The sequence below is a fragment of the Butyricimonas sp. genome (genome assembly GCF_019423355.1).
GTDB lineage: Bacteria > Bacteroidota > Bacteroidia > Bacteroidales > Marinifilaceae > Butyricimonas > Butyricimonas faecihominis.
This window is the reverse complement of sequence record NZ_JAHZBP010000017.1, coordinates 39,766-48,209: the sequence shown is the minus strand read 5'-3', so window position 1 is coordinate 48,209 and position 8,444 is coordinate 39,766. Positions and strand designations below refer to the sequence as shown.

The following is an 8,444-nucleotide window of genomic DNA, read 5'->3' as shown; positions in this document are numbered from 1 at the left end:
AAGGATCGAGAAATCGATCCTTATCTTTTTTCCTCCCTCCCCTTATAGTAAACTTAATTTTCAGCCGCCCCTTCTCTATCCTTACACTAAAACACCAAGGGAATACAGACACGACACTAACATAGCATATACATACACCAATGTTCATGCTATGTACTTGATGTGTTCATGCTATGTTCGTGATCAAAGGAAAGGATAGTTTAACTTTAGCGAAAGTGTAGGTTATCATTAAATAAGTAGCACGCCTAAAGAAAGTTTCATTATTATCGATTTTCCCTATAAGCCACCTGTTTTATCCGCTCTATGAACTCCTGTAAACGATCGGATTTCCGGTTCCCCATAATCCAAAGATTACCGACTTCAATGTCTTCATCGTAAGAAGGTTGCATGTACGTCTTGTCGAGAATCTCATACCCGTTACGACGATAGTAATTCACCCGGCGAGTGGTCATCTCATCCGTGGTCGGTTCCACTTCCAACAATCGCGTATCGTCTAAATGTTCCGCGATATAATCCAACACCTGTTGCCCGACTTTCAGATTACGCATTGGGGTGAAAACGGCTAAATGTTCAAGGTAATAAAAATCCCGCATATCCCAGTAGATAAATAAACCGGCCAAAACACCATCCGTCTCTATGGCATTAAAATGCATCTCTGTTTTTTCTCGAATCAACCGTTCCAATTGCTTGATATTTCGCCTCTCCTCTTCCGGGAAAGCCTCCTTATAGAGTGGGATAAGTTTTTGTAAACGAATATCTGTCGGCTCCGTTATTCTAATCAAATTTACCATAACACGAATCTTTAATTTTATTTTCTTATTTTCATAAATGCCGGGATCAAACGTTTCATAGAAAAATGTCCCGGATGACTGGACAGGATCACGATGAACACGGCTACCAGCACGATAACAACTCCCAGTATCTGCCCCAACCCGAAACGTTCTCCCAAAAACAAAACTCCCATACTTACTGCCGTCAAGGGTTCCATACACCCCATTATAGCAGCCGTGGTTGATCCCACGTGTTGTATTGCCAATATTAACGTTAAATCGGACACAAGAGTTGGGATTAAAGACAGCAAAAAGATATGCACCACGGCATTCGCATTCGGCATCATATCCAATCCCTGCCCTTTTAATAGAATGTTGGCTCCAAAGATGATTGTACAACAAAATAACATATAAAAGGTCATTTTTAATCCATCCATGTGCTGTATACAGGATTTATTTACCCCGACGATATATATGGCATAAGTCACCACGGTCGACAGTACCATGAAAAGTCCTTTCAAACTCGTCACTCCTTCCCCTTCACCACTGCTTAATAAATAGACTCCCAGAATAGCCAGTACCGTGGCAATGATTACCGAGAGTGATATTTTATCTTTGAAAAAAGCAATCATGATAGCGGTAACCAACACCGGATAAAGAAAATGAATCGTTGTGGCCACCCCACTAGGAATGTACAGGTAAGATGCTGTCAGAAAAAGTGAAGTAGAGGCATACGCTCCTCCTAACAGGAACATCGTTCCAAACTCCTTTAAAGTTATCCGAAGATCCACACGCCGTAAAAGCAAATAGGCACCCACGACCACCGCGGAAATGGCAAAACGATAAAACAATACGGAGTCCAATCCCACCCCCTCTTGCATTGCCGGAAGGGCAAACAATGGAATCAACCCGAACGTGGATGATGAAATCATCGCTAATAATACACCTTTCAACTGCCGCATTTTATTTTCTGCTTTTTAAATTAACGGCCCCAAAGGTCTGTAAAATTCCCGACTTTTCAATTTACATATGTAAAAAATAGTATCGAGTCAAAACATGATAAAATTAAGAAACATTGGATTTGTACAATCAGAATTTAAAATCTAAAATTACTGAATTCCCGCCCTGATCCTACTTAACGACACTTGAGAAATTCCCAAAAATGATGCGATATGACGAAGTGGAACCTTCTTAAGAATTTCCGGTTCCCGTTCAACCAATAAATGATAACGTTCCGAGGCCGACATGAAATAACGTTCCATGAATAATTTCTCGAATTTCAATATAATCCCGTCAGACATCCGTCGTCCCCAATTTGCCAGTTCAATATTGGAATCAAATAAACGATTTAATGTTTCGTTTGATATTTTCAACAGGTCACATTCTTCCAGCAGCTCCACGTTCTCGTACCCGGCAGTTGAAAACATATACCCGTTCATGGACAAAAGGGACATACCCTCGGAGGCAAACCAGATCGTAATATCCTTATCCTCCTTATGGAAAAATCCTCGGGCAAATCCTTTTATTACAAAATAAGTATATTTTGCAACCGTTCCCTCCCGCATCAATAATTCTCCTTTAGGAAGAACAACTCTTTCCGTGTGACCGAGCAATAAACGAACGGTTTCATCCGATAACGGGTAAGCCTCCCTTATTTTCCTGATAAAAACCTCCATGATCCAAACCTTTTCGGCAAAGATAATGTAAAATTGAGCAGAAACTTAAAATTAACTGCTCACATGTATAATTTTTCTATAAAAGAAATAAAATCTACATTTCTATTTACAATTTTGGTATACCTTTTGTCTATTCGACTCTGTGTCGCCTTTTATAAGGCGTTTTTAAAGTTATACACGAATACAATTAATTAAAATCTAGCATATGAAAATTAAAAAGTCAATGATTATTTTGTCTCAAAGATTGATTGTTATTATGTTAGGAACTGCTCTTTTTGCCTGCGAAAACAAGCAGGCAGGACACCAAGCGGGAGTTCCTGAATATGCAGTCATCACGATTGAGCCCAGCGTATCAAAGTTGAATAATTCTTACCCGGCAACAATCAAGGGGTGTCAGGACGTTGAGATTCGTCCGAACGTGAGTGGATTCATCACGAAGTTATGCGTGGATGAAGGTTCGGTAGTAAAGAAAGGTCAAACGCTGTTTGTTATTGACCCCGTACAATACGAGGAAGCCGTGAACGTGGCCCGTGCAGCTGTTAAGGTTGCAGAAGCAGGAGTTGCAACAGCGGCGCTCACCGCCGAGAATAAAAAAATGCTGGCGCAAAAAAACATTATCAGCCAGTACGAATTACAAACGGCAGAAAACACATTAGCACAACAGAAAGCTAATTTGGCCCAAGCTGAAGCCCAGTTAATCAACGCTGAAAAAAACCTGTCCTACACGCAAGTTTCCAGCCCCGCGGATGGAGTTATCGGAAAGATACCCTATCGTGTCGGTAGTCTCGTTAGCCCCAGTATGGCAACACCGTTAACCACGGTATCAGACAATTCCAAGATGTTCGTTTATTTCTCCATGAACGAGAAAGACCTTCTCAAACTAACCCGTCAAAGCAACGGGGCTACCCAAGGAGTATTAAACCAGATGCCGGCAGTGGAATTACAATTGGTTGACGGCTCAATCTATTCCGAAAAAGGCAAGATAGAAACGTTAAGCGGGGTAATTGATCAAACGACGGGTTCTGCCAGCGTGCGTGCCACCTTCCCTAACCCGAACGGGATCTTGCGTAGCGGTGGATCAGGAGTTATCCTGTTGCCGGAGGAATCAGACAACGCAATCATTATTCCCCAAAAGGCAACTTCGGAAATCCAAGATAAGAAATTCGCTTTCGTTGTAACAGACAGTTCTGTTGTAAAAACCCGAGAGATCACCATACTACCCATTAACGACGGGAAAAACTATGTTGTCACCTCCGGGCTAAACATCGGGGACCGCATCGTGGTTGAAGGAGTGGGAACATCCGTGAGAGACGGTATGTCCATCAAAGCAATCACCCCGGCTGAATCGGCAGCCAAACGCCAACAGGCAATCGCCCGATAATGGAAGAACATGAACAAATGACTTTGAATGAATTAAGATTATGAAATTAGATAATTTTATTAAACGTCCCGTTCTCTCCACGGTGATTTCCATTATCATCGTGATCTTGGGTATTCTGGGGTTGGTTTCCATCCCCGTCACGCAATACCCGGACATCGCCCCCCCTACCGTTCGGGTAAGCACGTCTTACACCGGAGCAAACGCGGAAACGGTGCTAAACAGCGTGATAGCTCCGTTGGAAGAGCAAATCAATGGTGTGGAAAACATGATGTACATGACTTCTACCGCTACCAACACGGGAGACGCCTCCATCGAGGTATATTTTAAACAAGGAACAGACCCGGACATGGCCGCGGTAAACGTGCAAAACCGCGTGGCCAAAGCGCAAGGATTCCTGCCTGCCGAAGTTACCCAAGTGGGAGTAATCACCAGCAAGCGTCAAACCAGTATGTTGCTAGGTTTTACCGTTTACAGCACGGATGACCGGTTTGATCAGACGTTCCTTCAAAACTACATGAAGATTAACTTGATTCCGCAAATCCAACGTGTTCCCGGTGTGGGTGACGTGATGGCATTTGGAGCGGACTACTCCATGCGTATCTGGTTAAAACCCGACGTGATGGCACAATACAAGTTAATGCCTTCCGATATTACGGCTGCACTGGCAGAACAAAACATCGAGGCCGCTCCCGGACAATTCGGGGAAAGTGGCGATCAATCATTCCAATATATCATGAAATACAAAGGACGTCTCCAGACGACAGAGGAATTCGAGGATATAATCATCCGGGCCACTTCCGACGGGGAAATCCTACGATTGAAAGACGTTGCCCGCATCGAACTGGGTGGATTAAGCTACGGTTATTCGAACAACGCAAACGGTCACCCCGGAGTCACCAGTATGATCTTCCAGACAGCGGGTTCCAATGCCACGCAAATCATCAAAGACATCGAAGCATTGTTGGAAGATGTTTCCAAAGACTTCCCTCCCGGTGTTGAATACAGTATATTACTTAGTGCCAATGACTTCCTGTACGCCTCTATCCACGAGGTGTTGAAAACTTTGATCGAAGCATTTATCCTTGTGTTCCTCGTTGTATTTATCTTCCTGCAAGACTTCCGGTCCACGTTGATTCCCGCCATAGCGATTCCGGTTGCTTTGATCGGTACGTTCTTTGTGCTTTACCTGATCGGGTTCAGCATGAACTTGCTAACACTTTGCGCCCTCGTGCTGGCTATCGCAATCGTGGTCGATGATGCCATCGTGGTGGTTGAGGCCGTGCACGCGAAACTGGATCAAGGGTATAAATCCCCGCTTAAAGCGTCTATTGATGCCATGAGCGAAATTTCCGGAGCGATCGTGTCCATCACCCTCGTGATGATGGCCGTATTCATCCCCGTGAGCTTCATCACCGGTACTTCCGGTACATTCTACCGTCAGTTCGGTTTGACAATGGCAGTTTCCATCGGTTTGTCCGCCATCAACGCTTTGACATTAAGTCCCGCATTGTGTGCCATTTTCTTAAAACCTCACGACAAGAGCGAGGATCACAAGAAAAAAGGACTCATTAACCGGTTCCACGCCGCCTTCAATGCCGCCTACGACGTGACATTGAACAAATACAAGAAAGGGATCAATTTCTTCATCAACCACAAGGTAATCACGTTCGTGACAGTAGTTGCCAGCATGGTGGTCCTTGTATTCCTGATGCAGAAAACCCCGACGGGATTGGTACCTAATGAAGACACGGGAACCTTCTTCGTGATCGTTGACCTCCCACCTGCCACATCATTGGAAACCACGCAAATCGCCTTGGCACAGGTGGACAGTCTAATCGCCAACAATCCAGCTGTTTCCGACCGGACTGAAATTGCCGGGTATAGCTTCATTGCCGGACAAGGTAGTTCTTACGGTACGTTTATCTGCCGTCTGAAACCGTGGGATGAACGAAGCAAAGGCCAAGATGTAAACAGCGTGATCGGACAATTATACATGCAAACCCAAGGATTGATCAAGGATGCACGAGTACTATTGTTCGCCCCACCGATGATTCCGGGATATAGCTTGACGAATGGATTCGAATTCAACCTTCAAGACAAAACAGGCGGTGATTTGAACGAGTTCTTCAACATCACCCAGAACTTTTTGGAAAAACTAAATGCACGTCCGGAAATCGCCGCGGCACGAACTTCATTTAACCCGAATTACCCGCAATACATGGTAGACATTGACGTGGCCAAGTGTAAAGAAGCCGGACTATCCCCCAACGTGTTACTGTCTGCATTGCAGGGATATTACGGAGGTCTATACGCCTCTAACTTTAACCGTTTCGGAAAATTGTACCGTGTCATGATTCAGGCTGATGCCAATTTCCGTGCCAACCCGGAAACCTTAAACCAAATCATGGTTAGAAACGGAAATGAAATGGCACCGATTACCCAATTCGTTACGCTACGCAAGGTATACGGTCCGGATAACATCAAACGTTTCAACATGTTCACGGCCATTAGCGTGAACGGTTCTCCTGCCGACGGATACAGTTCCGGACAAGCCATCAAAGCTATCGAGGAAGTGGCAGCAGAAACATTGCCCACCGGTTTCGGATATGAATTCTCCGGTATGACCCGTGAGGAACAAAGTGCCAGCGGAAGTACAACTGCGTTAATCTTCGTACTCTGTCTCGTGTTCGTGTACCTGTTACTGAGTGCCCAGTACGAAAGCTATATTCTACCATTGGTTGTTATACTTTCCGTACCCTTCGGGTTAATGGGCAGTTTCATATTTGCACAGTTCATGGGTGTTGAAAACAACATCTACATGCAGATTGCCTTGATCATGTTGATCGGTCTATTGGCGAAAAATGCCATCCTGATCACCGAGTTCGCCCTTGAAAGACGTCAGTCCGGAATGAGCATTGTCTCTGCCGCCGTATTGGGTGCTTCCGCCCGTCTCCGTCCGATTTTGATGACCTCTTTGGCCATGGTAATCGGTTTGCTACCGATGATGTTCGCTAGCGGTGTTGGTGCAAACGGTAACAGCACGTTGGGCTCCGGAGCAATTGGTGGTATGTTAATCGGTATGATTTGCCAGATTTTCACGGTACCTGCCATGTTCGTTGCATTCCAATACCTGCAAGAGAAGATTAAACCGATCGAATGGCATGACACGGATAACACGGAACTTGAATCTGAAATAGAACAATACACAAAATAAAGAAAGATGAAACAAGTTGTTATATACACGATATGCATGGGTGCCCTGTTAAGCAGCTGTAACATTTACAAGAAATACAACCGCCCGGACGTGGATATGGAAGGCCTGTACCGGGACCCGGTTTCTGTAAATGACACACTGGTATCGGATACCACGAACATGGGTAATTTACCCTGGGAAGAGGTATTCACGGATCCCCAATTACAGAAATTAATTCGTCAGGGACTGGAACAAAACAGTGACCTGCAAACTGCTATCTTGAAAGTGAAAGAGGCAGAGGCAGGATTAATGTCCTCCCGCTTGGCATACTTACCTTCCCTAGGATTATCTCCTCAGGGAACAGTAAGTAGTTTTGACAAAGCTGCCGCCACGCAGATTTACTCGCTCCCGGTCGTTTCCAGTTGGGAACTTGACCTGTTCGGCAAATTAACGAATGCCAAACGCGGAGCAAAAGCGACCTTACTACAAAGCGAGGCGTACAAGCAAGCCGTTCAGACACAAGTCATTTCGACGATTGCCAACACATATTACACGCTGCTCATGCTGGACAAGCAACTGGCCATCACGGAAGAGACAGCCGTATTATGGCAAAAAAGCGTGGAAACCATGAAAGCGATGAAAGAGGCCGGGATGGTAAACGAGGCCGCTATCGCGCAAAGCGAGGCTAACAGCTACATGATTGCCGCCTCTATTCCCGACTTGAAAAAAAGCATCCGGGAAGCGGAAAATTCACTTTCTCTATTGCTGAAACAAGCCCCGCAGCGTATCGAACGAGGTAAGCTGGAAGATCAATCCCTGCCTACCCTGTTAAATGTCGGTATACCCGTTCAATTATTATCGAACCGTCCGGACGTGAAGTCGGCCGAAATGGCATTAGCCAGCACGTTTTACAATACGAACCAAGCCCGTTCGGCATTCTACCCGCAAATATCAATCAGCGGAACGCTCGGCTGGACCAATAGCTCCGGGTCATACATCACGAACCCGGGTAAGATGATTGCCTCTGCTGTGGGATCACTGACACAACCGATCTTCAACCGGGGAGCCCTCACGGCCCGTTTAAGAGTTGCCAAGGCACAACAAGAAGAGGCCTTGATTAGTTTTGAACAGGCAATATTAAACGCAGGAAGTGAAGTTAGCAACGCGTTGGTGCAGTACCAAACGGCACAAGATAAAATAGAACAACGTGAAAAGCAGATATTTTCTTTAGAAAAATCCGTGGAATACACGCAAGAATTACTAACTTTAGGAACATCCACTTACCTAGAAGTGCTCACGGCACAACAGTCCTTGCTCAGCGCCCAACTCTCCGGAATATCCGACGAGTTCCAACGCATACAAGCCGTTGTTAACCTGTATCATGCCCTAGGTGGTGGACGAACCGAATAACCTTTAAATACAAA

The 8,444-nt window shown here is 45.2% G+C and carries 6 protein-coding genes; 3 read left to right on the top strand and 3 right to left on the bottom strand.

The genetic code is table 11. The features are described from left to right. Positions 1 to 263 precede the first annotated feature (263 nt). From QVC79_RS17470 to QVC79_RS17460, 3 genes are all read right to left on the bottom strand, one after another. Positions 264 to 791 (bottom strand): GNAT family N-acetyltransferase, encoded by a 528-nt coding sequence (locus tag QVC79_RS17470; protein WP_124317728.1) that lies wholly within the window; start codon positions 789 to 791, stop codon positions 264 to 266. A 17-nt stretch (positions 792 to 808) separates the two neighbouring features. Continuing rightward, entirely contained in the window at positions 809 to 1,732 is a 924-nt protein-coding gene (locus QVC79_RS17465) for an EamA family transporter (protein WP_124317727.1), read from the bottom strand. 147 nt (positions 1,733 to 1,879) lie between these two features. Next, positions 1,880 to 2,446 (bottom strand): Crp/Fnr family transcriptional regulator, encoded by a 567-nt coding sequence (locus QVC79_RS17460; RefSeq protein WP_087420179.1) that lies wholly within the window; start codon positions 2,444 to 2,446, stop codon positions 1,880 to 1,882. Between the two features lie 205 nt (positions 2,447 to 2,651). On the opposite strand from QVC79_RS17460, the gene QVC79_RS17455 reads away from it, so the two are divergent. The 3 genes from QVC79_RS17455 to QVC79_RS17445 are packed head-to-tail and all read left to right on the top strand — an operon-like array spanning position 2,652 to position 8,430. Continuing rightward, entirely contained in the window at positions 2,652 to 3,827 is a 1,176-nt protein-coding gene (locus QVC79_RS17455; protein ID WP_164719743.1) for an efflux RND transporter periplasmic adaptor subunit, read from the top strand. A gap of 40 nt (positions 3,828 to 3,867) precedes the next feature. Next, on the top strand, positions 3,868 to 7,041 hold the full coding sequence (locus QVC79_RS17450) for an efflux RND transporter permease subunit (protein ID WP_124317474.1): 3,174 nt from the start codon (positions 3,868 to 3,870) through the stop codon (positions 7,039 to 7,041). Between the two features lie 6 nt (positions 7,042 to 7,047). Then, positions 7,048 to 8,430: a TolC family protein gene (locus QVC79_RS17445; protein WP_151411479.1), complete on the top strand. Its 1,383-nt coding sequence runs from the start codon at positions 7,048 to 7,050 to the stop codon at positions 8,428 to 8,430. Positions 8,431 to 8,444: the final 14 nt, after the last annotated feature.

Bases quoted from the DNA above. Each gene is read 5' to 3' on its own strand.
- QVC79_RS17450 (WP_124317474.1), top strand. From the start codon at position 3,868: ATGAAATTAGATAATTTTATTAAACGTCCCGTTCTCTCCACGGTGATT.
- QVC79_RS17455 (WP_164719743.1), top strand. From the start codon at position 2,652: ATGAAAATTAAAAAGTCAATGATTATTTTGTCTCAAAGATTGATTGTT.
- QVC79_RS17465 (WP_124317727.1), bottom strand. From the start codon at position 1,732: ATGCGGCAGTTGAAAGGTGTATTATTAGCGATGATTTCATCATCCACG.
- QVC79_RS17445 (WP_151411479.1), top strand. From the start codon at position 7,048: ATGAAACAAGTTGTTATATACACGATATGCATGGGTGCCCTGTTAAGC.
- QVC79_RS17460 (WP_087420179.1), bottom strand. From the start codon at position 2,446: ATGGAGGTTTTTATCAGGAAAATAAGGGAGGCTTACCCGTTATCGGAT.
- QVC79_RS17470 (WP_124317728.1), bottom strand. From the start codon at position 791: ATGGTAAATTTGATTAGAATAACGGAGCCGACAGATATTCGTTTACAA.